The sequence below is a fragment of the uncultured Erythrobacter sp. genome, from assembly GCF_947492365.1.
GTDB lineage: Bacteria > Pseudomonadota > Alphaproteobacteria > Sphingomonadales > Sphingomonadaceae > Erythrobacter.
In genome coordinates, this window is sequence record NZ_CANLMB010000002.1 from 789,217 (window position 1) to 810,267 (window position 21,051).

Genomic DNA, 21,051 nt, shown 5'->3' on the forward strand with positions numbered 1-21,051 from the left:
GCCCGGGTTAGTCCGTTTCAATATCGCGTTCGGCTGCCCACTGGCTGAGTTCAGCGCGCAGGTTCGTCGAGGGATCTGCAAGCCAGGCGGTCATCGCATTGCCGAGCTCGGCCAGATCGACCTTGCGCACCAGCTCCTTGATCGGGCCGACAGCTGCGGGTGTGATCGAAAGGCGGCGGAACCCGATGGCGAGAAGCGCTAGTGCCTCCAGCCTGCGCCCGCCCATCTCGCCGCAAACTCCAAGGTCGACATTGCTCCCAATCGTGCTCTGCACCACGCGCCGCAGGAAACGCAGGATCGGGATGCTGAGCCAGTCATAGCGTTCGGCCAGCGCCGGATTGGCGCGGTCGGCGGCGAACAGGAACTGCGTAAGATCATTGGTCCCGACCGAGAGGAAGGACAGCTTGGGCAGCAGCAGATCAAGCACTTCGGCGAGCGCGGGAACTTCCAGCATTGCGCCAAAGTGAATCTCGTCCGGCACCATCTTCTTTTTCGAGCGCAGGAAGGCGAGCTGATCGTCGAACACCGCCTTGGCCGCGTCGAATTCCCATACTTCGGACACCATCGGGAACATGACATAGAGCGAGCGACCGGCCGCCGCTTCGAGCAGCGAGCGCGCTTGAGCCTTCATCAACCCTTCGCGGGTGAGCGCGAGCCGCAGCGCGCGCCAGCCCATTGCGGGATTCTCGTCATTCTGCGCGATCTCGCTGGCGAGATAGGGCACCGCTTTGTCGCCGCCAATATCGACCGTGCGGAAGATCACCGGCTTGTCTCCAGCCGCATCCAGCACGTCGCGGTAGAGTTTAAGCTGGCGTTCGCGCGCCGGGAGCGTGGCGGAAACGAGGAACTGGAATTCGGTGCGGAACAGCCCGACACCGTCCGCGCCGGTCAATGCCAGCGCGCTGATATCGTCGCGCAGTCCGGCATTCATCATCACCTGAATGCGCGTGCCGCAGCGGGTGAATGGCTCGACATCGCGCAGCGCGGCATAGGCAGCCTGCTTCTCTTTTGACTTGGCAAAGCGCTGGGCAAAGGCATCGGCGACCTGAGCGGAAGGGCGCACGGTCGCATTGGCCTTGGTCGCGTCGAGCAGGATTTCGTCGCCTTCACGGATCACGCCGCGAATGCCCCCTTTGCCATGGTTCGCGCGGCCTAGCACCGGCACGCCCATGGCGCGCGCTACGATCACCACATGCGCGGTAAGCGAGCCTTCTTCGAGGATCACGCCTTTCAAACGCCGCCGATCATACTCAAGCAGTTCGGCGGGGCCGAGATTCTTGGCGATCAGGATCGTATCCTTGCGCAGACCCTGCTGCGCGGCGGTGCCCAGCTGGCCTGAGACAATGCGCAACAGCCGGTTCGCCAGATCCTCCAGATCGTGCATCCGGTCGGCGAGCAGCGGATCGTCGATCTCGCGCATCCGCATCCGTGTGTGCTGCTGCACCCGCTCGATCGCCGCCTCTGCGGTCAATCCGCTGTCGATTGCTTCGTTGATGCGCCGCGACCAACCTTCGTCATAGGCGAACATCTTGTAGGTCTCGAGCACCTCTTCATGCTCGCCGCCAATGCGGAATTCGGCCTGGCTCGACAGATTGTCGATCTGTTCGCGCATCTTATCAAAGGCGCGATAGACCCGCTCGCGCTCGGCCTCGATATCGTCGGCCATCACCTGCATGATTTCGACGCGGGGCTGGTGATAGGCAGCAATGCCCGCCGCCAGCCCTTTGACCAGAGTCAGGCCGGTGAGCGTCTGCGGGCCGGATTGCGCCTCGGTCAGCCCGCGCGCCTCTTCCTCATCGACCAGCTCGGCATTGGCGATCAGTTCGGACAGCACCATTGCAGTGGTCTGGAGCGCCTCGATCTCGACCTCTTCATAGCGGCGCGGGTCGACATGCTGGACGCACAGGACGCCCACCGCACGCTCGCGGTAGACAATCGGCACGCCGGCAAAGGAGTGGAATTTCTCCTCACCCGTTTCCGGGCGGTACTGAAAGTCGGGATGCGCCTTGGCCTCAGCCAGATTGAGCGTTTCGACATTGTCGGCAATCGTACCGGTCAGGCCTTCGCCAATTGCCATGCGGGTGACATGGACCGCGCTTTTGTTCAGCCCGCGCGTTGCGAACAGTTCGAGCATCCCCTCGCGCAGCAGATAGATCGAGCAGACTTCGCTGGTGAGGCTTTCGCCGACAATCTCGACCACCTGATCCAGTTTGCCCTGCGCGTGCAGACGGGTCGCCATCACATCGTGGAGGCGGGTCAGGATCTGTCGAGCAGAGGAAGCGGCGGCGGTCATGATTGTATCCGACCTAGGCCGTCAGAGGCGGAAAAGCAAAGGGGATCGCGCGCGCAAAACAGCGCAACTGACCCCGAAACGGGCCAGAATGTGCGGGGGGCAAGCGCGCGCGCCTTGACCGGTTAGCCGGCCCGCGTGGCTAGTTGCGCGAAATTTCCTCTTTCAATCGCAATTTCTGTTTCTTGATTTCCTGGATCATCGCCGCATCGGGAACTGGCCGGGCCATTTCATCGCGCAGCTGCGCGTCGAGGCCTGCATGTTTGGACTGGAGAGCATTCACGTGAGATGAAGCTGCCGACGATGCCATATGCGTTCTCCTATATATATGGTCGGGGGCCGGTTCTGGGAGTTGCCCAAAACGATCAGCCCTCGAAAGAGCGACTCGGCACCTGACGGCGGAGCCGCAGAACCACAAGAAAACACACCAACCGCCGAATGCAAAGCGTTTTGCGATGGTCTAAGGGTTCATCCTGTGCATTTTTGCGACAGACCGAGCGCTCCGGATGGCGCGATTGGCCGCGTGCGGCTATGGGCCCTGATCTTGACCCTATGTTCGTGGGGGAACACAAATCGCAAACTTGCGAGTTGAGAGGCAATGACCGAAGCGGAGCTACAGAAACGGCTGGAAGTGTTGCGGTCCGAGCACCGCGACCTTGACGCTGCGATTGTCGCCTTGAGCAGCACAGGCTCGTCCGACCAGCTCCAGATCGCACGGCTGAAGAAGCGCAAGCTCAGGCTGAAGGATCAGATCGCCGCGATCGAAGACACGCTGCTGCCCGATATTATCGCTTAACTTGCTTTTCGCGATTTGTTTGTTTGCGCCTCAAGCGCCGGCGTTCGCGTCCGCTCACTTGGCTATCCTCGCATAAGCTCGGGCGCGCGGTCGCGCTTGCGACGCCTGCGGCGTCGAACCATCCCAAGCCATTGATCGTGTCGCGGAGCACGGTTTGCGACTAGCAGACCGCAAGGCCGACCGGCCGCCCGCAGCGGGTGCGGCTTGCCGCACGTCTAGCGAGGACGAAGGCGCGGAGGCGCCTTCGCAAACTAAAGACTCGCGGAACCTTGGTCCAACCTCTCAAACCAAAACCCATCCGACACCTTACAACCTCTCAAACCCACAACCCCACAAACACCCCACCCGAAACCCTGCTTAACAAACGACCGGAACTGTTCCGCATCGGGACGGCGGCAAATCCTATCGGGAAAGTAACCATAGGGTGCTGGTATCGCGGTGCTTTGGGGCATAGCGCAGTGGGTGAATGACACGCACAACCAACCTTTCGCGTCCGATTATCGAGGCGCTCTATACCGAAGCTCTGGTCCTCGCTGATGACGTCCGCGCGGTCTTTGCGCTGGGCACGCGCGAGCCGGAAGTGGGCGAGGATTGCGCTGCGCGGCTTGCGCTCTCGACCGAGGGGCTCAAGACCACCACGCGGATGATGCATGTGCTGGCATGGCTGCTGAACCAGCGCGCATTCTTCTCCGGCGAACTGTCCGAAGATCAGGTGCGCCGCCACGGCACTTTGCCCGAAGATCGCGGCTCCGATCCCAAGGCGCTCGCGGCGCTGGAGCCGGAAACGCGTGAATTGATCGCCGAGACACAGGCGCTCCATATGCGCATCTCGCGCCTCGATACGGCATGGCGCGGCGGATTCGAGATGGCCTCACCTGCACGCGCGATCCATTCGCGGCTCGAACGGCGTCTGTCCGACCTCGCGTAAGGTTTGCGCGCGCGCTTAGCCGTGCGCCCCGAACTGGTTGGCAATCGCCACCGACAATCTCAACATCAGAGCATAGGCCCGCTCTATCGGGTCGATGAAGTCGCGCGTGATCGCGGCATAGCCTTGTGCTTCTGCATCGGGATATTCCGCCGGAGCATCCAGCGCGAAGTCATGCGGCGAGGGGAAATGCGTCGGGAAGGCGCGCCGCAATTGGGCGAGTGCATCCTCGATTCGCAGGCTGAACACCATCTCCAGCACGTCTTCGCGGCTGATATCATTGGCGCGGCTGAAGACCGGGACCGAGACGGCTTTGAGGAAGATGTGCTGCATCAGCGCGAGCCGCAACGATTGCGCCGCCCCGATCATCCGGCGCGTGTCCTGCGCTCCTTCGCCCTGCTCCTCGGCGGGGAGGTGGTCGAACAGACGGTGCAGTTTGAGCGCATCGGTCCGGAGACGCGAGGCCAGCCGGCGATAGACGCCAGCGCGGTCATCCTTGGTGAGATATTCGGCCAGCACCTCGCACGCAGCCGACAGATGCGGCTCGGTCCCGCGATAGGGACGGGTGGCCCAATATGCCGAGTTGAACAGCTCGCCATGCGCGGCAACCGTCTTGACGCTGGCCAGCGCGTTGGAGGCGCGGACCAGCCGCATCAATTGCCTTCCGCGCTCGCTTTCGGCCAGCAGCGCCGCGATCTCTTCGTAATTGCCGTCAGCCGCGCTGCCGATCCCGGCGATGACATTGACCGGATAGCCGAGCTGCTGAAGGATCGAATTGTGCGGGATCGCGCGGATCTGGCGCAGGTTCATATCGCGGTCGGCGCTGATATCTGACTGGCGGCGCGATACGCGGCTACCGGTCGAATTGAGCAGGCCCAAGCCGAAAGCTGTCACGGCACGCGAATAGGTCTGGCTGCGCAAATGATCGCGCTGATGCGCACGGATCGCGCGGTAGAAATCGAGGCTCAGATCGGTGCGCGCATAAAGCGGATCGTCGCACACTTCGCTGCGCGCAGGGCTGTCGGTGACAATCCGCGTCAGCGTTGCGCGCGCCAGTTCGGCATTGGCGAAATAGAGATAGCCATCACCGCCCTGAAACGAGACTTCGGGTTCGAGCGCGATGGAATGGCGGGCAAAGCGGCTGCGCGCCCACGGGCTCAGCGGCCATGTCAGCCGGTCGGCGAAACCGGAAGGGTGCGCGCCGCGTCCCATGCTTTCGCCGTGGGTGTTGAAGATCAGCGCGGCAACACCGGTCAGCTTGTTCTGCTCCATCGCCTGCGCGAGCCGCCCTTGCAGACGCTCAATCGCGAGGCTTGCGGGGATCTGCCCCACAAACCGCCCCGCATCGGAAAAGCCGGTCTGGATGCAGACCCGTCCGCGCCGTTTGGCGTAGAGCTGATATTGCTCCTCTGCACACAAAGCCTCGAGGAAGCGCCCGCCATGTTCGAGCGCGCTTTCGGTTTCGAACAGGGGCGAGACATCGACCTTGTCCTCGATCCCGAACAGCTTGGCGAAATAGAGTGCGGCGAGGATGGTGGAGGGCTGCTCGCATTCGGCGATCAGCATCCGGATCGGCGTGTCGGCGTCGATATGGCCAAGGATCTGCGCCATGGCGAGGAATTGGCGGGTCGCGGTCGAGCCTTCGATTGCGAGGCTGGCGAAGTTGGTCCGCTTGGCATCAACATTGGCCAGCATCTTGCGCAAGATCGCCATCGCGCCCTTGCTCGCCAGATCAAGCTCGGGCGCGTCGGTCAGATGGCCGCGAATGGCGTTATGCAGCTGCTTTGCGTTCACGCGGAAATGCACATGCGCCATGCCCAGCCCATCGGCGCGCATGCTGGCGGCGAGGGTCTTGAGCGCGATGGCGCGGGCCTTGTCCGTTTCGCTGCGCGCCTCGGTTTCTAGCTGCGCGATGGCGCTTTCAAGCGAGGTCAGCTTGGCCGGATCATCGGCGGTCAGGCGGTTCGCAGCGGCGGAGAGCGCTTGGGGTTCGGAAAGATCCCCGCCGAAATCCTCAGCGCTCTTGGACGCATGCTCCGCGCCTGCACGCAGGACCGCGACCAAAGCGTGCGCTTCATCAATCGCGGCGAGATCATCGGCATAACGCGCCAGCCGCTCGGCCTTTTCCGAGAGGCGGAAACGGATCGAGGTGTACCACTGAATATCGGTGCGCCCGTCCATGTCGTAGCCGACCCATGTGGCGAAGCGAAAGGGAAGGGGGCTGAGATCGTGCCATTCACCGGGCCATTGCCGCGCAGCATGTTCAAAGGCCTCGCGCACAATCGCGCTGCGGGCATCCTGCGCATGAGCGATCGCTGCCATGGCCTGCGCGTGCTCATATTCTAGCGTGACTGCGGGGCGATCGCCGCTGCTTGCGCAGCTTTCCTGCGAGATGGCGCTGCCATTGCTGGCCGCATCAGCAACCGCCTGTGTATGCGCCGGAGTCAGCAGAAAAGTCGGGTGCGCGGTGAAGACCGCGTGGAGATGCGGGGTTTCCCAGCGCGCGCGGAAGCTGCCGAAGTCTGCGTCCCGCGCCAGCACGGCGGAAAGCGCGGTGCGGTTTGCCTGCGGTTCAACCGGCGCGAGGACGCGCTCCAGCCGTTTGGCGCGCGTCCTGAGGCTGGAACATTCCAGCTCCTCAACCAGCCGCTCGATCGCGTCGAGGTCCATCCCGCCATTGCCGCCCTGGGCCTCGAGCCCGCGCGACAAATCCAGACCCAGCTGGAACACCGGATTGAACAGTGGCGTCTCGCGGGTACGCGCGTGCAGCTCTTGCAGGCGCTGGCTGAGATCGGAAATGCTGGCGAGTGGAAGCGTCACGGGTGAATCCTTAGAGGCGTGCCTGTTAGCGTGAATGCGCAAAGGCGGCGGCTGCGCCGAGCAGGCCGGGTTGCGGATGGGTGATGAGCTTGACCGGAAGCGTGCCCATCAGGCTGGAGAAGCGGCCCTTGGCGCGGAAGCGGTCGGCAAAGCCCGAGGCGAGCAGCGTGTCGCGGATGCGGAAGCCGAGGCCGCCTGCAATCACAACGCCGCTCGCGCCTTGAACCAGCGCGATATCGCCTGCGACCGATCCCAGCGAGAGGCAGAAACGGTCGACCGCAGCGGCGGCCAGACTGTCTGTTCCGCTGGTGCCCGCAGTCCAGATCGCAACGTCGTCTTGCTCGACCACCGCGCGTCCTTCGATGGCGGCAAGCGCCTGATAGATGTCGACAATCGCGGGGCCGGAGACAACGCGCTCGGTCGAAACGCGGTTATGGCGTTTGCGCAGGCGGGCAAGGATTGCGTCTTCGATGCTGTCGAGCGGGGCGAAATCGCCATGCCCGCCTTCGGTGGCTTGCACGCGGTAAGCGCCTTTCCCGTCGCGCCAGAAATGCGCCACGCCCAGACCCGTGCCGGGGCCGAGGACGCTGATCGTGCCGCTTTCGGGCAAGTCGGTTTCGGGGCCGGTGAGGTGGACGAAGTCGCTTGCCTCAGCGCGCGCGGCGGCATGGGCGACCGCTTCGAAATCGTTGACGATCAGATGCTCGGCGCAGCCCAGCTTTTCCTCGATCAGCGGCGGGCGGATGATCCAGGGGTTGTTGGTGAAGCGGATGATGTCAGGGTTGATGCTGCCCGCGACCGCCATCGCAACCTTGTCGGGCAAGGCGCCGCCTGTGCTTGCGGCGAAGTCCTCCCACGCGGTCTGGAAGCTGGCATGGGTTGCGGTCTGGAGCGTGGCGACTTCGCCCAGCTCGATTGCTCCTTCCGCGCCGATATGCGCGAGCGCAAAGCGGGCATGGGTGCCGCCAATATCGACCGCGACAATGTCCTGAGCCGCCCCCATCTGCTCAGAGACCTGCGCTTGCCAGCATGGCCGATGCGCCTTGCTCTGCGCCGTCGGCTTGCGATTGCATGATGCGGAAAAGTTCGCGCCCGACGCCGTGTTCGAGCGGCGGGTCATCGCATGGCGTGCGGCTGCCGAGATCGGCGCTGGTCGAGAGCGCGCCCGTCTGAGCGCAGACCCGCACAATGTCGCCGTCGCGCAAGCGGCTGAGCGGTCCGCCGCCCTTCGCTTCGGGCGTGATGTGGATCGCAGCGGGCACTTTGCCTGAAGCCCCCGACATGCGGCCATCGGTGACGAGGGCTACCTTGAAGCCCTTGTCCTGAAGCACCGCGAGCGGCGGGGTGAGCGAGTGCAGCTCTGGCATCCCGTTGGCGCGCGGCCCCTGAAAGCGCACGACCACCACCACGTCCTTGTCAAGCTCGCCCGCCTTAAAGGCTGCGGTGACATCGGACTGGTTCTCGAAGACGCGGCACGGCGCTTCGATAGTCCAGCGTTCCTTGGCAACGGCGGAGCTTTTGAAGCAGGCGCGGCCGAGATTGCCGGTGAGCAGCTTCATGCCGCCGTCCGGCTGGAAGGCCTCGGATACGGGCCGCAACATAGTGTCGTCGCGGCTTTGGGTAACGCGGCTCCACTCGAGCGCTTCGTCTGCCCACACCGGCTCGGCGGTGTAGGCGTCGAAGCCCTCGTCCCACACCGTCAGGATGTCGCGGTGGGCAAGGCCTGCTTCGAGCAGCTCGCCGATGACGTAGCCCATGCCGCCCGCATGGTGGAACTGGTTCACATCGCCCGACCCGTTGGGATAGACCCGCGCGAGCAGGGGGACGACGCTGGAGAGTTCGGCGAGGTCATTCCAGTCGATCCGGATACCCGCCGCGCGCGCCATTGCGGGGATGTGGATCGCATGATTGGTCGATCCGCCGGTCGCGAGCAGGCCCACGGTCGCATTGATGATCGCCTTTTCATCGACGACCTGTGCGAGTGTGCGCTCGGTTGTGCCCGAAAGCTCGGCCAGCCGATGCACCGCCGCGCGGTCGAGCGCCTGGCGCAGCTTGGTCCCCGGCTGGACAAAGGCGGAGCCGGGAACGTGCAGCCCCATCATCTCCATCATCATCTGATTGGAATTGGCGGTGCCGTAGAAGGTGCAGGTACCGGGCGAATGGTAACTTGCCAGCTCGCTTTCGAGCAGCACATCGCGCCCGACGTCGCCCTTGGCATATTGCTGGCGGGTTTCCTGTTTCTGCTTGTTCGAAATCCCGCTCGGCATCGGACCCGAAGGCACGAAGATCGCGGGCAGGTGGCCGAACCGCAGTGCGCCGATCATCAGACCCGGCACGATCTTGTCGCAAATGCCCAAGCACGCCACCGCATCATACATCTGATGGCTGAGCGCGACGCCCGCTGCCATGGCGATATTGTCGCGGCTGAGCAGCGAGAGTTCCATCCCGTCCTCGCCCTGTGTCACCCCGTCGCACATGGCAGGCGTCGCGCCCGCGACCTGCGCGGTTGCGCCGACTTCGCGGGCGTAGATCTTCATCCGGTCGGGATAGCGGCCATAGGGCTGATGCGCGCTGAGCATGTCGTTGTAGCTCGTTACGATCCCGATATTCGGCCCGCGATTTTCCTTCAGCGCGTCCTGATCCTCCAGCGCGCCGGCAAAGGCATGGGCGAGGACCGAGCAGGACACTGCCTCGCGCTCGGGGCGACGATCCGCCTCGCGGCGCATCAGGTCGAGGTAAGCGGCGCGGCCATCGCGCGAGTTTTCGATCACGCGGCTTGTGACGCGGTGCAGCGTATCGTGAAGCTTACTCATGCCAGCTCACCCCGTCGCGTTCGGTCAGCGCGATCGCCGCATTGGGACCCCAACTGCCCGCAGTATAGGGCTTGGGCGTCACCCCATGGGTGTCCCACTCGGCGCGGATCGAATCGACCCACTCCCACTGGGCCTCAACCTCGTCGCGGCGGACGAACAGGGTCTGGTCGCCTTTGATGAGGTCGAGCAGCAGGCGCTCATAGGCGATCCGTCGCTGCCCTTCGGCAAAGGCATCGGGCATGGCGATTTCCAGCGGCACTTCGCGCAGGCGCACACCGTCTTCGTCGAGGCCGGGCACCTTGGCCATCAGCGAGAGCGTGATGTTCTCCTCGGGCTGAATGCCGATCAGCAGCTTGTTCGGCTGAAGCCCCGCAGAGCCCGCCGCATGCGAGCCTTCGAAGATCGAGTGCGGCACGCTGCGGAACTGCACGAGGATTTCGGTCACACGCTCGGGCAGACGCTTGCCGGTGCGCAGGTAGAAGGGCACGCCCTTCCAGCGCCAATTGTCGACATGCGCCTTGATCGCGGCGAAGGTTTCGGTGGTCGAGGCGCTGCCCAGCTCCTCGTCATAACCCGGCACCGCGCCGCCATTGACCGCGCCTGCGCGATATTGGCCGGTGACGGTTTCGCTTGCGGACGTCGGGCGAAGCGCACGCAGCACTTTCACCTTTTCATCGCGCACAGCGGTTGCATCGAAGCTGGTCGGCGGCTCCATTGCGACGAGCGCGAGCAATTGCAGCATATGGTTCTGCACCATATCGCGCAGCGCGCCGGCCTCGTCATAAAAGGTGCGCCCTTCCAAACCGACCGTCTCTGCAACGGTGATCTGGACATGTTCGATGACGTTGGAATTCCAGATCGGCTCGAACAGGATATTGGCAAAGCGAAGCGCGAGCAGGTTCTGCACCGTCTCCTTGCCCAGATAGTGATCGATCCGGAAAATCCGCTCTTCGGGAAAGGCGGCGGCGACCGCGTCGTTGATCTCGGCCGAGGAGGCGAGATCGGTGCCGAGCGGCTTTTCGAGGCACATGCGCACCTTGTCGCCCGTCAAACCGGCATGTTCGAGGCCTGCGATTGTGGGGCCGAACAGGCTGGGTGCGGTGGATAGGAAGATCGCGATCCCGCCTTCTGCGCCGCCCGCGCCAGCCTCGGCCACTTTTGCCGCGAGCGCGTCAAAGCCCTCAAGCGTGCTGGCATCGAGTGTCTGATAGGAAAGCCGGTTGAGGAAGGTCGCCATGCTCCCGCGCCGCTCTGCGGGAAGGAATTCCTCCAGCGCCTTGCGCGCCATGTCACGGAAACCGGCATCGTCGAGATCGCTGCGCGCAGTGCCGATGATCGCAAGGTCTTCGGGCAGCAGGCCGTCAGCGCACAGCGCGCACAGGCTGGGCAGCAGCTTGCGCCGCGACAGGTCCCCGGTGGCACCAAACAGGAGCAAGCGGTCGGTAGCAAAATCGGTCATCGACAGTCCTTTCCTCCCTGCAATAGCGCAATTGTGAACGTTCTCAAGCCCTCGCTTTCAGCAAGCCAGCAACGCGCAATCAGGACGGGCAAAGCGGCATAGCCGATCAGCATAGCGAATGGCTTTATGCATCTCAAAATTCCCGGTCCCATTGTGCCCAGCGTTTCTTGCAAGGGAATTGTTCGTCGGATGCGAATTTGCCTCTTTTCATTTGTAGTCATTCTGTTGAAGAATAGCGCAGGTTTTTTGGGGTTCGCACATGTTTTTATCGATTCTTCGCGCCAGCTTTGCTGGACTGGGCGCTCTAGCCCTGTTCGCGGGCGCGCCCGCTGCGGCGCAGGAAAAGTCCAAGGGTCTGCCTGATTTCGACAGTATGAACGGCGAGCAGGCCTTTGCCGCGTTCCGAAATGGCGGCGATCGCTGGATCGATGAACCCTGCGATTTTGGCGTACCTCTCTTCGTCGCGATGCAGCGTGCCCAGCCTGACAATATGCCGGTCTCGCGCCTCTTGCTTACCGCAGCAGCATTGTGCGCGGACAATGAAGAGCGCTATGAAGACGGTGCGGACCTTATCCGCCAGCTCAACGCGCTCGAAGAGGGTAAGCATGCGGTCTGGCTCTCACTCTATTTCGCGCGCCGCACCGATGATGCGGAATGGATTCTCGAGCTTCTCAGTGAATTGTCGCCCGATCAACTCGGAACGCTTGATACCGATAGTTTCTGGCCGAGTATGCGAACTGTCCGACAGGCTGGGCGAGCCGACGAACTCGACGCACAGGCGCTCAAATGGTTCGAAGAAAACCGGATCGGCTTTCTCGACGGGGATCTTCACGCAGGTGTAGCGCGTTATGCTTTGGCTGCCGCCGCGCGCGATGGGCGGACCGAGATGGCCGGACAATTGCTTTCTTACATCACCGACCCGTCGACTTATGTCGATTTGATCACGTCACGGGAATTTGAGCCGGTTTGGGGAGAGATTGAGGCTCGTGCCGGAGAGAACCTGACTGTGGTGGGCGCCGACAATGTTGCCATCACCCGCCGCCGCCTGACCAATGCGCCAAGCGACCGCGACCGTTTCTCAGCGGCTGCGCGCGCGCTGTATTACAATGGTGATTTTGCCGAGGCGGTGGAATTGGCGCAAAGTTGGCGCGACCGCGAGGAACGCGGGCTGGAACTGGAAGAAGGCGATGCATGGGCGCTCAACATTCAGGCCTATGCCTACGATTCACTGAGTCAGACCGAAAGCGCCGATGCGGTGTTCGAGGAACTGGCGGCGATTGATGCGGAAGAGAACCACTGGGTAGTGAACTTTGTCATCAACCGCGCATCGCGGCTGGTCGGCTATGGGCGCTGGGAAGAAGGGCTGGCAGCAACCCAATATGCGCGCACAGTGCCCGGCTCACCTTTTGCCGAGATGATAGTTGCTAAAGACCAATCCTGCGCGCTGAACCGGCTGGGACGCGAGGAAGAGGCGCTCGCCGAACTGACCTTCATGCGTGAGAATGCGGAAGAATCGGTGCATCTGCTGGCCACCGCATTGCTATGCAACGGGCTGCGCGATGAAGCGGCGGCGGCGATGCTGGATGGCCTGCGAGATCCAGCCACCCGTGATGGCGCGGTGGCCGGCCTGCTGGGGCCGGAAGCCGATCTTTTCTATACGCAGTCGATGTTGCCTCAGCCGCGCGACCTGATGGCCGACTATCCCGAACTGGCAGAGGAATTCGCACGTCATGCGCGCGATCTTCCCGAAGCCTTGATACCTCGCGCGGCGCAGTTGCGCGCCGATCTCGATTTGCCTGAATGGGAGTAATCCCTCGGAATTTTCCTACACGCGACCGGTGCGCTAGGCTTGTGCGTGGCGCGGCCAGTCAGGCCGGGCAAAGATGCGCATGATCAGCAAAGTGAAACGCGCCGAACACGAAGGTGACACATAGCGACAGGAATTTGCCAGAAATGCGCGCTTTTCCAGTTGCTTGTCAGGAATTCAAAGTTTTTCAAAGACCCCGTTTCGGCGGTCCATGTTTCAAGCCAAGTCTTGGGCCGTCTTTCAGGCGATCACTCCGTACAGGTCGTGCGCATCGGCGTCCTCGATCTGGACCTCAACGAAATCGCCCGCTGCAAGGTCCGCTGGCACATTGCGCAGATAGACCGCGCCGTCGATCTCGGGCGCGTCGGCTTGGCTGCGGCCGGTCGCACCGATGTCGCCGTCCTCGTCCGGCTCGCCGACTTCGTCGATGATGACGGGGAGCTGCTTGCCGACCTTGGCTGCCAGCTTGGCGGCGCTGATGCGCTCGGTGACTTCCATCAGTCGGGCGTAGCGCTCCTCCTTCACCTCTTCGGGCACGGGATCGGACAGGGCGTTGGCAGCCGCGCCTTCGACTGGCTCGAAGCGGAAGGCTCCGACGCGGTCGAGCTGCGCTTCCTCCAGCCAGTCGATGAGATAGGCGAAGTCGTCCTCGGTCTCGCCGGGGAAGCCGACGACGAAGGAGGAGCGGATAGCGATCTCGGGGCAGATGGCCCGCCAGTCCTTGAGCCGCGCGAGCACCTTGGCCTCGTTGGCGGGGCGCTTCATGCGTTTGAGCACGGACGGTGCAGCGTGCTGGAACGGGATGTCGAGATAGGGGGTGAGCAGCCCCTCAGCCATCAGCGGGATGACCTGGTCGACATGCGGGTAGGGGTAGACATAGTGCAGACGGGTCCACGGGGTCTGGCCCTCGGGAGTGCGCAACTGGCCGAGCTCGCGCGCCATGTCGGTCATGTGGGCGCGCACCTCGCGATCCTTCCACATGCGCGGCTCGTGGCGGGTGTCCACGCCGTAAGCCGAGGTGTCCTGCGAGATGACCAGCAGCTCCTTGGTCCCCGCAGCGACCAGCTTCTCCGCCTCGCGCAGCACCGCGTCGATCCGGCGGCTGGCGAGCTTCCCGCGCAATTGCGGGATGATGCAGAAGGAGCAGGAGTGATTGCAGCCTTCGGAGATCTTGAGATAGCTGTAGTGGCGCGGGGTCAGCTTCACGTCAGGCTGAGGGATCAGGTCAACAAACGGGCCTTGGCTGGGCGGGGCGTGGGTGTGCACCGCCTCGACCACCTGCTCGTACTGATGCGCGCCGGTCACCGCGAGCACCTGCGGATGCGCAGCGCGGATCGCGTCGGCCTCGTCGCCCATGCAGCCGGTCACGATCACGCGGCCATTCTCGGAGATCGCTTCACCGATGGCGGCGAGGCTCTCTTCCTTGGCGCTGTCGAGGAAGCCGCAAGTGTTGACCAGCACTACGTCGGCCCCGGCATAGTCGGGGCTCATCGCATATCCGTCAGCGCGAAGGCGCGTGAGGATGCGCTCGGAATCGACCAGCGCCTTGGGGCAGCCGAGCGAGACCATGCCAACGCGTTTGGCTTCGGGGAGGGTGGAGGTGGTGCTCATATCCGGCGCGCCCCTACACGGCTTTGCACGGGAGGGCCAGAGCGACACGCTTTCCTACTTTCCTTGCTTGCGATAACACTCACGATCTGGTCGCGAGAGACGATAATCGCAAACAAGCAAGGGGAGAGTGTGATGGACCTGTTCGATGTGAACTGGATCGCGGTGGCCGCGGGTGCGGTAATGGGCTTTGTGATCGGTGGGATCTGGTACGGACCGCTGCTGGGCAAGGCATGGATGGCAGCAACCGGAATCACCGAGGAAGACGTCCAGGGTGCCAATATGGGCAAGACCTATGGCGGCGCATTCCTGTTTTCGGTGCTGATCAGCTGGACGATGGCGCATACATTCCAGAGCTATCTGGGCTTTGGCGCAGACCTGTCGGTGATGGCCAAGGTGCTAACCGGATTTGGCGTGGCGCTGGGATTTGTGGTGCCAGCGATCGGGATCAACTACCTGTTCTCGCAAAAGTCAGTGAAGCTGTTCTTCATCGACGCAGGCTATTGGCTGATCTTCTTCACTGCGATTGCAGCGGTGCATGCTTACTTGCCGTAACCCTCAAGCGCCGGGCGCAGCGCGTCCGCGCTGCTTGGCTTCGCCGCAGTAGCGGCGGCGCGCGGTCGCGCGCTGGCTCACCTGCGGCTCGCAATCATCCCAAGCCATTGGCTTGGGACCGGTGCCTGGTCACGGCAGTCAAAGGGCGACCGCCCGCCCGAGCTTATGCGAGGAAAGCCAAGTGAGCGGACGCGAACGCCGGCGCCTGAGGCGCAATCAAGAATGCCCGTCGCCAGACGTGCTGCCGTTCTCGGTCGGCACGATCTCGACGATGACATCGCCGGGCTGGAGGCTTTTGCACTCATCCTCCCAAAAGCCGATCGCGCGGCCATTGCGGTAGATGCGTAGGCCCCGTCCGCCGCTGGTGAGGTCGCCGATCGTCGCGCCGCATTCCTCGTCGCGCACGACCCGCTCGATCAGCTGCACCCGTCCGGTGACAGAGGCGAGGTCGGCGAGGTAGTCGGCGATATGCGCACCCTTGGCTGATCCGGCGAGGAGCAGTCCGGTAAAGCGCACCGGATTGATGACGTTGTTCGCGCCCGCCTGACGCGCAAGCAGCTCGTTATCATCGGCGCGCACAACCACGCTGATCGGTACGTTGGGGGCGAGATGGCGCACGGTGAGGGTGATGAGGATCGACGTGTCATCGCGGCCTGCCGAGACAAGCACGCTCTGCGCTTCACTCACGCGCACCGCGGCAAGCGTCTCGTCGCGGGTCGCGTCTCCGGCGAGCACGTTGACGCCAAGCTTCTCAGCCTGCGCCAGCCTATCCTCGCTGGGATCGACCACCACGATCTTACTCGCCTCGGTCCCGCGCTCGATCAGTTCCTCGACGCTTTCAGAGCCCGAAACACCGTAGCCGAGCACGACAACGTGGCCGGAAAGCTTCTCTTGGATACGGGCCATGCGCCATTTCTCCCAGCTGCGTTTGATGATGAAGTTGTAGGCGGTTCCTACAAAGATGAAGAAGACAAGGAACCGGATCGGCGTCACAATCACGGCCTCAACCAGCCTTGCACGGTCTGTAACCGGCGCGATGTCGCCAAAGCCGGTGGTGGTGATCGAGATCATGGTGAAATAGACGATGTCGAGAAAGCTCACCTCGCCATCGACGCTGTCACGCAGGCCGCCGCGGTCGAACCAGTGGATCATCACCACGAAGAATATCAGGAACAGCGCCGCACCCAACCGGATGCTGAGATCGCCCCAGACCGGGATCTTGACCGCGCGGCGCAGCGGTTTGAACTTGCGCGCAGCCACGGCCTTGTCGGCCTTTCGGGCAATGATCTGGTTGGTGTCTCGCTTGGCCATCAGTTCCCCATCCTAGCCTGCGTATCAGCCTTCAAACCGTTCAGCGAGCGCGCCGATGCTGGAATGGTGGGTGAAGTCGAGCTGCAAGGGTGTGACAGCGACAAAGCCATCGTCGATGGCTTCAAGGTCTGTCCCGTGGTCGAGCGTGTGCTCGATAGGGTGCAGGCCGAACCAGAAATAGCGATGCCCGCGTGGATCGGTGCCTTCGACGATGCTGCCGCGTGAATAGTCGTGGAAGCCCTGGCGGACCACGCGAATGCCCTTGACCTCACTTGCCGCGCGGGGCGGGAAGTTCACATTGACCAATGTCCGACCCGCAAATGGCGCATCGAGCAGCGGCTGAATCACCTTTGGACCCCACTCACGCGCCGCATCGAAAATCGTGCCCGCTTTGCGCGTCTCGCGGTTGAAGACCTGACTAAGTGCGATCGAGCGGATGCCGGCAAGAGCCCCTTCGATCGCGGCGGAGACCGTGCCCGAATAGGTGATGTCATCGGCCAGATTGGCCCCGCGATTGACGCCGGAGAGGATGAGGTCTGGCGGGCTGTCCATCACCTCGCGCAAAGCCATCATCACGCTGTCGGTCGGCGTGCCGGTGACAGCAAAGCGGCGCTCGGCGAACTTCTGCAAACGCACTGGTTGGTTGAGCGTCAGCGAGTGACCCGCACCCGATTGCTCTTCGGAGGGCGCGCAGACCCAGATGTCGTCAGAGAACTCGCGCGCAATCGCTTCGAGCACTTCGAAACCAGGCGCGTGATAGCCGTCATCATTGGTGAGGAGGATGCGCATCTAGCGGGTAGGTTCCAGCTTGGTCACTCTATTCCCTTCTGGGCCCATATAGGGGGCAAGCACCTCGGGCACCAGAACGCTGCCATCCTCTTGTTGGTAATTCTCGATCACCGCGACCAGCGTGCGACCGACAGCGAGGCCGGAGCCGTTGAGCGTATGGACGAATTCGGTCTTCTTCGAACCCTCCGGCTTGAAGCGAGCATTCATCCGCCGCGCCTGAAAATCGCCGGTGTTCGAGCAGGAGCTGATCTCACGATAGGCGCCTTGTCCGGGCAGCCAGACCTCGAGGTCATAGGTCTTGCGCGCGCCAAAACCCATATCGCCGGTGCACAGCAAGACTTTGCGATAAGGCAGCTCCAGCGCCTCAAGCACTTCCTCGGCAGCGCGGGTCATGCGCTCGTGTTCTGCGGCGCTTTCCTCGGGCCGGACAATGCTGACCAGCTCGCACTTTTCAAACTGATGCTGACGGATGAAGCCTCGTGTATCCTTGCCCGCAGCCCCCGCTTCGGAGCGGAAGCACTGGGTGAGCGCGGTGAGCCGCATGGGCAGGGCGCTGTCGTCGATGATCTGGCCCATGACGGATGCGGTTAGGGATACTTCGGATGTGGGGATGAGCCAGCGATCATCTGTGGTGCGGAAGCTGTCTTCGGCAAACTTAGGCAGCTTGTCGGTGCCATACATGGCCTCGTCGCGCACCAGAACCGGCGGAGCGCATTCCTCATAGCCGTACTCACGCGTCTGCCGGTCGATCATAAACTGGCCGAGCGCGCGGTGGAGCCTTGCCATACCGCCGCGCAAGAAAGTGAAGCGCGAACCCGAAAGCAGCGCGCCGGTCTCGAAATCCATGCCCAGCGCGGGCGCGATGTCGGCGTGTTCCTTGGGCTCGAAGGCAAAGTCGCGCTTCTCGCCCCAGATCGACACTTCGACATTATCTGCCTCGTCTTCGCCCTGCGGCACATCGTCAAAGGGAATGTTTGGGATCACCGCGAGCGCCATGCGCAGCTCTTCGCCCAGCGCCTTTTCTTGGTTCTCGAGCGCGGGCATATCCGCCTTGATCTGCGCGACCTCGGCCTTGAGCGCCTCGGCACCTTCCTTGTCGCCTTGACCCATCGCCTTGCCGATCGCCTTGGAGGCTTCGTTGCGGCGCCCCTGCAATTCCTGCAGCTTGGTCGCGAGCGCGCGGCGCTCTTCATCGAGCGCAAGCACGGCCTTGGCCACAGGTTCCGCACCGCGCCGTGCAAGGCCGGCGTCAAACGCGTCAGGATCGTCGCGGATCAAACGAATATCATGCATGGGCAGGGCCTATGCCTTGATCTCGCAGCGATGAAAAGAGGAAGCGTCTGCCCTTCGCTTGCGTTCGGGAGTTTCGACGGAAAATCATCCCCCGGATGATTTTCTCCAGTCGAAACTGGTGGGCGCGGCAAGGATTGAACTTGCGACCCCACCCGTGTGAAGGGTGGGAAAGCGGGCATTCACGGCTTTACGCGGGCAATAAAGTCTAATAAAAACAATCACAGGCGTTCAGGCGTGTCCGCCTGTGTTTTTCATGTTTTTTTCATGGATTTTGGAGTGTCGCGAAAATGCCCGATCTGAGCCGCATTGGAGAGCGCGAAAAGCTGAAGCCAAAAGCGGGAGATGAGCCGCATTGGCAACGCCTGCGTCAAGGTGTCTATCTTGGCTATCGACCTTCGATGAAGAAAGCTGGGGGCACATGGTTTGCCCGGTTCTATGACGCCGAAGCGATCCGCAATTCCCGCAAGCGGCTCGGCGATTATGGCACCCTCACTGGCCATGACGTGTTCAAGCAGGCCAAGTCCGACGCCGAAAGCTGGGCTGAGACGGTCGAAAGCGGCGGCGAGCGCGCCCGCGACTTGGTGACGGTCAAGGATGCCTGCGAAGTCTATCTGGAGCAAAAGCCCGGATCGATTGCCGAAGGCGTCTTTCGCCGCCACGTCTATTCCGATCCAATCGCTAAAGTGAAGCTCGACAAGCTAAGGCGACACCATCTGAAGGCATGGCGCAAGCGACTGGAACAGACACCTGCATTGCTCACACGTAGCAAGAAAGGCGAGAAGCGCTGGAAGGAACGCGCGAAATCGACCGTCAATCGCGACATGGTGCCTCTGCGCGCCGCGCTGGGCATGGTCTTAAAGTCCGGTGCGCCGAATACTGATGCGGCATGGCAAGAGGCGCTTCGTCCCTTCAAGGGGGCGGACAAGCGCCGCGAGCTGTATCTCGACCGGGAAGAGCGCCGGAGGCTGATCGATGCGGCTGGAGAGGAAGTGCGGCCCTTCGTGAAGGCGCTATGCCTTTTGCCGCTTCGCCCCGGCGCTCTTTCCGGTCTGACGGTTCGCGATTTCGACAAGCGCACCCGCTCACTTTCAATCGGCAAGGACAAGAATGGCAACCCTCGCCAGATTTCCTTGCCGCAAGTCATCGCCGATTTTTTCGCTGATCAGGTGAATGGCAAACTGCCAGCCGCACCGATCTTCTCCCGATCCGGTGGCGCGGTCTGGAACAAGGACGCTTGGAAATACCCTATCAAGGAGGCGGTGAATGCTGCAGGCCTGCCCGGTGCAGCTTCGGCCTACACGCTGCGCCATAGTGTCATCACGGACTTGATCCGCGCCCGATTGCCAATCCTGACTGTCGCGCAGCTATCGGGCACCAGTGTTGTCATGATCGAGAAGCACTACGGCCATTTGGTGCGCGATGATGCCGAAGAGGCGCTGGCCGCATTGGCGCTCTGAAGATTTTCAGCGATACAGATTGTCAGGATGATTGGCCGGGAAACCAAAAGCGGACATTCAGCTTCCGACCCAATTGCGGACATTGCTAGCGTTCCGATGTTCGAAACCTTCCGACTGTTGCCGAGCGTGTGCTACCAGAGCGCGGATCTCGGAGTAATTCAATTGGCACTCGAAGCTGAAGTATCTGAACATTATGCCAAAGGCGGTTTGCTCAAGCAGATTCTTGACGCGCTCACCGAAGTGGGGATTTCGCCCTCTTCTGCGGCACCGGGGGACTTGAAATCAGTTGACGAATTTCACGTGGGTGGAATCTCGGCGACGACCGTATTGATCGATCAACTTGAACTCACGCCGGAGATGAAGGTCCTTGATATAGGTTCCGGTATTGGTGGTACCGCTCGTTTCATTGCGGGAGAAGCGGGCGCACACGTCACAGGCGTGGACCTGACACCAGAATACACTTCCACGGCGATAGGCTTGAGTAAGTTGGTCGGGATGGAAGATGTGACCGATTTTCGGACTGCCAGCGCGCTCAACCTCCCATTCGAGGATGACAGTTTCGATGCTGCCTTGATGCTTCATGTTGGCATGAACATTCCCGACAAATCCGCGCTTCTGGGTGAGGCTGCGCGCGTGCTGCGCCCTAATGGATTGTTCGCAATTTACGACATCATGAAAGTTGGGGCTGAGCCGATCTCATTTCCCGTTCCCTGGGCAAGCAGCGCGAAAAATTCATTTCTTGCGGACCTCCAAACATATCGAGAGGCGGCAAATGAGGCGGGATTTGTGGAAATTTCAAGTCGCGATAAGACGGCGGCAGCACTCGAATTTTTTGCCGAACAGAAGCGACGCCGCGGGACCGATGGCTTGCCGGCGGTCGGGTTGCATATCCTGATGGGGTCAGATTTTCCTACGAAGCTCGCTAACATGGTCAGCAGTATTTTGAATGGCCGAATTGCGCCCACAGAGCTTGTTCTGCGATTAGGATAGCAGCCTTTTGCAATACTGCTCGAGCGTCCGCTTTCACCCCCATGAGTTGACAATCATAGGAACGCGGACACCGCCGATGAGCGGTCTGTCTGCTTAGTCAGGTCGCCACCCAGAAGCGGATCGGCTGGTCACGACCCA

At 62.2% G+C, this 21,051-nt stretch carries 16 protein-coding genes; 6 read left to right on the top strand and 10 right to left on the bottom strand.

The genetic code is table 11. The features are described 5' to 3' along the window. Nucleotides 1–7: 7 nt before the first annotated feature. Both ptsP and Q0887_RS14945 read right to left on the bottom strand, forming a co-directional pair. Nucleotides 8–2,293, bottom strand: coding sequence for a phosphoenolpyruvate--protein phosphotransferase (gene ptsP / locus Q0887_RS14940; RefSeq protein WP_299196711.1), 2,286 nt, complete (start codon nucleotides 2,291–2,293; stop codon nucleotides 8–10). A 139-nt stretch (nucleotides 2,294–2,432) separates the two neighbouring features. Then, complete coding sequence (locus Q0887_RS14945) at nucleotides 2,433–2,600, bottom strand: YdcH family protein (protein ID WP_299196712.1); 168 nt, start codon at nucleotides 2,598–2,600, stop codon at nucleotides 2,433–2,435. Nucleotides 2,601–2,888: 288 nt separating this feature from the next. Between Q0887_RS14945 and Q0887_RS14950 the strand changes: the two genes are divergently transcribed. Together Q0887_RS14950 and Q0887_RS14955 are read left to right on the top strand one after the other, a co-directional pair. Beyond that, nucleotides 2,889–3,086: a DUF465 domain-containing protein gene (locus tag Q0887_RS14950; protein ID WP_299196714.1), complete on the top strand. Its 198-nt coding sequence runs from the start codon at nucleotides 2,889–2,891 to the stop codon at nucleotides 3,084–3,086. Between the two features lie 466 nt (nucleotides 3,087–3,552). Next, nucleotides 3,553–4,014 (top strand): DUF1465 family protein, encoded by a 462-nt coding sequence (locus Q0887_RS14955; protein ID WP_299196715.1) that lies wholly within the window; start codon nucleotides 3,553–3,555, stop codon nucleotides 4,012–4,014. Nucleotides 4,015–4,029: 15 nt separating this feature from the next. On the opposite strand, the gene Q0887_RS14960 is transcribed toward Q0887_RS14955, so the two are convergent. From Q0887_RS14960 to zwf, 4 genes are read right to left on the bottom strand one after another with little or no spacing between them, the layout of a single operon-like run. After that, nucleotides 4,030–6,831: a phosphoenolpyruvate carboxylase gene (locus Q0887_RS14960; RefSeq protein ID WP_299196717.1), complete on the bottom strand. Its 2,802-nt coding sequence runs from the start codon at nucleotides 6,829–6,831 to the stop codon at nucleotides 4,030–4,032. Nucleotides 6,832–6,856: 25 nt separating this feature from the next. Further along, on the bottom strand, nucleotides 6,857–7,834 hold the full coding sequence (locus Q0887_RS14965) for a glucokinase (protein ID WP_299196719.1): 978 nt from the start codon (nucleotides 7,832–7,834) through the stop codon (nucleotides 6,857–6,859). Between the two features lie 4 nt (nucleotides 7,835–7,838). After that, nucleotides 7,839–9,644 carry a phosphogluconate dehydratase gene (gene edd, locus Q0887_RS14970; RefSeq protein WP_299196720.1) on the bottom strand — a complete coding sequence of 602 codons (1,806 nt, stop codon included), beginning with the start codon at nucleotides 9,642–9,644 and terminating at the stop codon, nucleotides 7,839–7,841. Next, nucleotides 9,637–11,103: a glucose-6-phosphate dehydrogenase gene (zwf, locus tag Q0887_RS14975; RefSeq protein WP_299196721.1), complete on the bottom strand. Its 1,467-nt coding sequence runs from the start codon at nucleotides 11,101–11,103 to the stop codon at nucleotides 9,637–9,639. The genes edd and zwf overlap by 8 nt, the downstream gene beginning before the upstream one ends. A 259-nt stretch (nucleotides 11,104–11,362) precedes the next feature. Between zwf and Q0887_RS14980 the strand changes: the two genes are divergently transcribed. Further along, a complete protein-coding gene (locus tag Q0887_RS14980; RefSeq protein WP_299196722.1) occupies nucleotides 11,363–12,913 on the top strand; it encodes a hypothetical protein in 1,551 nt (516 codons plus the stop codon). A gap of 237 nt (nucleotides 12,914–13,150) precedes the next feature. Here the strand turns inward: Q0887_RS14980 and rimO are convergent, their stop codons facing one another. Then, nucleotides 13,151–14,521, bottom strand: coding sequence for a 30S ribosomal protein S12 methylthiotransferase RimO (gene rimO / locus Q0887_RS14985; RefSeq protein ID WP_299196725.1), 1,371 nt, complete (start codon nucleotides 14,519–14,521; stop codon nucleotides 13,151–13,153). 132 nt (nucleotides 14,522–14,653) lie between these two features. Between rimO and Q0887_RS14990 the strand changes: the two genes are divergently transcribed. Then, complete coding sequence (locus Q0887_RS14990; RefSeq protein WP_299196726.1) at nucleotides 14,654–15,073, top strand: DUF1761 domain-containing protein; 420 nt, start codon at nucleotides 14,654–14,656, stop codon at nucleotides 15,071–15,073. Between the two features lie 216 nt (nucleotides 15,074–15,289). Here Q0887_RS14990 and Q0887_RS14995 read toward each other — a convergent pair whose 3' ends face one another. The 3 genes from Q0887_RS14995 to serS are packed head-to-tail and all read right to left on the bottom strand — an operon-like array spanning nucleotide 15,290 to nucleotide 18,466. After that, on the bottom strand, nucleotides 15,290–16,384 hold the full coding sequence (locus tag Q0887_RS14995; RefSeq protein ID WP_299196727.1) for a potassium channel family protein: 1,095 nt from the start codon (nucleotides 16,382–16,384) through the stop codon (nucleotides 15,290–15,292). Between the two features lie 24 nt (nucleotides 16,385–16,408). After that, nucleotides 16,409–17,173 (bottom strand): 5'/3'-nucleotidase SurE, encoded by a 765-nt coding sequence (gene surE, locus Q0887_RS15000; protein ID WP_299196728.1) that lies wholly within the window; start codon nucleotides 17,171–17,173, stop codon nucleotides 16,409–16,411. Continuing rightward, the gene (gene serS / locus Q0887_RS15005) at nucleotides 17,174–18,466 is read right to left on the bottom strand and encodes a serine--tRNA ligase (protein WP_299196729.1); all 1,293 of its coding nucleotides are present in this window, start codon (nucleotides 18,464–18,466) and stop codon (nucleotides 17,174–17,176) included. Between the two features lie 287 nt (nucleotides 18,467–18,753). Here serS and Q0887_RS15010 point away from each other — a divergent pair, with 287 nt between their 5' ends. Both Q0887_RS15010 and Q0887_RS15015 read left to right on the top strand, forming a co-directional pair. Continuing rightward, nucleotides 18,754–19,923 (top strand): tyrosine-type recombinase/integrase, encoded by a 1,170-nt coding sequence (locus Q0887_RS15010; RefSeq protein ID WP_299196730.1) that lies wholly within the window; start codon nucleotides 18,754–18,756, stop codon nucleotides 19,921–19,923. A 96-nt stretch (nucleotides 19,924–20,019) separates the two neighbouring features. Then, the gene (locus tag Q0887_RS15015) at nucleotides 20,020–20,913 is read left to right on the top strand and encodes a class I SAM-dependent methyltransferase (protein ID WP_299196732.1); all 894 of its coding nucleotides are present in this window, start codon (nucleotides 20,020–20,022) and stop codon (nucleotides 20,911–20,913) included. Nucleotides 20,914–21,051 lie beyond the last annotated feature (138 nt).

Coding starts and splice junctions, on each gene's coding strand:
- ptsP (WP_299196711.1), bottom strand. CDS start 2,293: ATGACCGCCGCCGCTTCCTCTGCTCGACAGATCCTGACCCGCCTCCAC.
- Q0887_RS14945 (WP_299196712.1), bottom strand. CDS start 2,600: ATGGCATCGTCGGCAGCTTCATCTCACGTGAATGCTCTCCAGTCCAAA.
- Q0887_RS14950 (WP_299196714.1), top strand. CDS start 2,889: ATGACCGAAGCGGAGCTACAGAAACGGCTGGAAGTGTTGCGGTCCGAG.
- Q0887_RS14955 (WP_299196715.1), top strand. CDS start 3,553: ATGACACGCACAACCAACCTTTCGCGTCCGATTATCGAGGCGCTCTAT.
- Q0887_RS14965 (WP_299196719.1), bottom strand. CDS start 7,834: ATGGGGGCGGCTCAGGACATTGTCGCGGTCGATATTGGCGGCACCCAT.
- edd (WP_299196720.1), bottom strand. CDS start 9,644: ATGAGTAAGCTTCACGATACGCTGCACCGCGTCACAAGCCGCGTGATC.
- zwf (WP_299196721.1), bottom strand. CDS start 11,103: ATGACCGATTTTGCTACCGACCGCTTGCTCCTGTTTGGTGCCACCGGG.
- Q0887_RS14980 (WP_299196722.1), top strand. CDS start 11,363: ATGTTTTTATCGATTCTTCGCGCCAGCTTTGCTGGACTGGGCGCTCTA.
- rimO (WP_299196725.1), bottom strand. CDS start 14,521: ATGAGCACCACCTCCACCCTCCCCGAAGCCAAACGCGTTGGCATGGTC.
- Q0887_RS14990 (WP_299196726.1), top strand. CDS start 14,654: ATGGACCTGTTCGATGTGAACTGGATCGCGGTGGCCGCGGGTGCGGTA.
- Q0887_RS14995 (WP_299196727.1), bottom strand. CDS start 16,384: ATGGCCAAGCGAGACACCAACCAGATCATTGCCCGAAAGGCCGACAAG.
- surE (WP_299196728.1), bottom strand. CDS start 17,173: ATGCGCATCCTCCTCACCAATGATGACGGCTATCACGCGCCTGGTTTC.
- serS (WP_299196729.1), bottom strand. CDS start 18,466: ATGCATGATATTCGTTTGATCCGCGACGATCCTGACGCGTTTGACGCC.
- Q0887_RS15010 (WP_299196730.1), top strand. CDS start 18,754: ATGCCCGATCTGAGCCGCATTGGAGAGCGCGAAAAGCTGAAGCCAAAA.
- Q0887_RS15015 (WP_299196732.1), top strand. CDS start 20,020: ATGTTCGAAACCTTCCGACTGTTGCCGAGCGTGTGCTACCAGAGCGCG.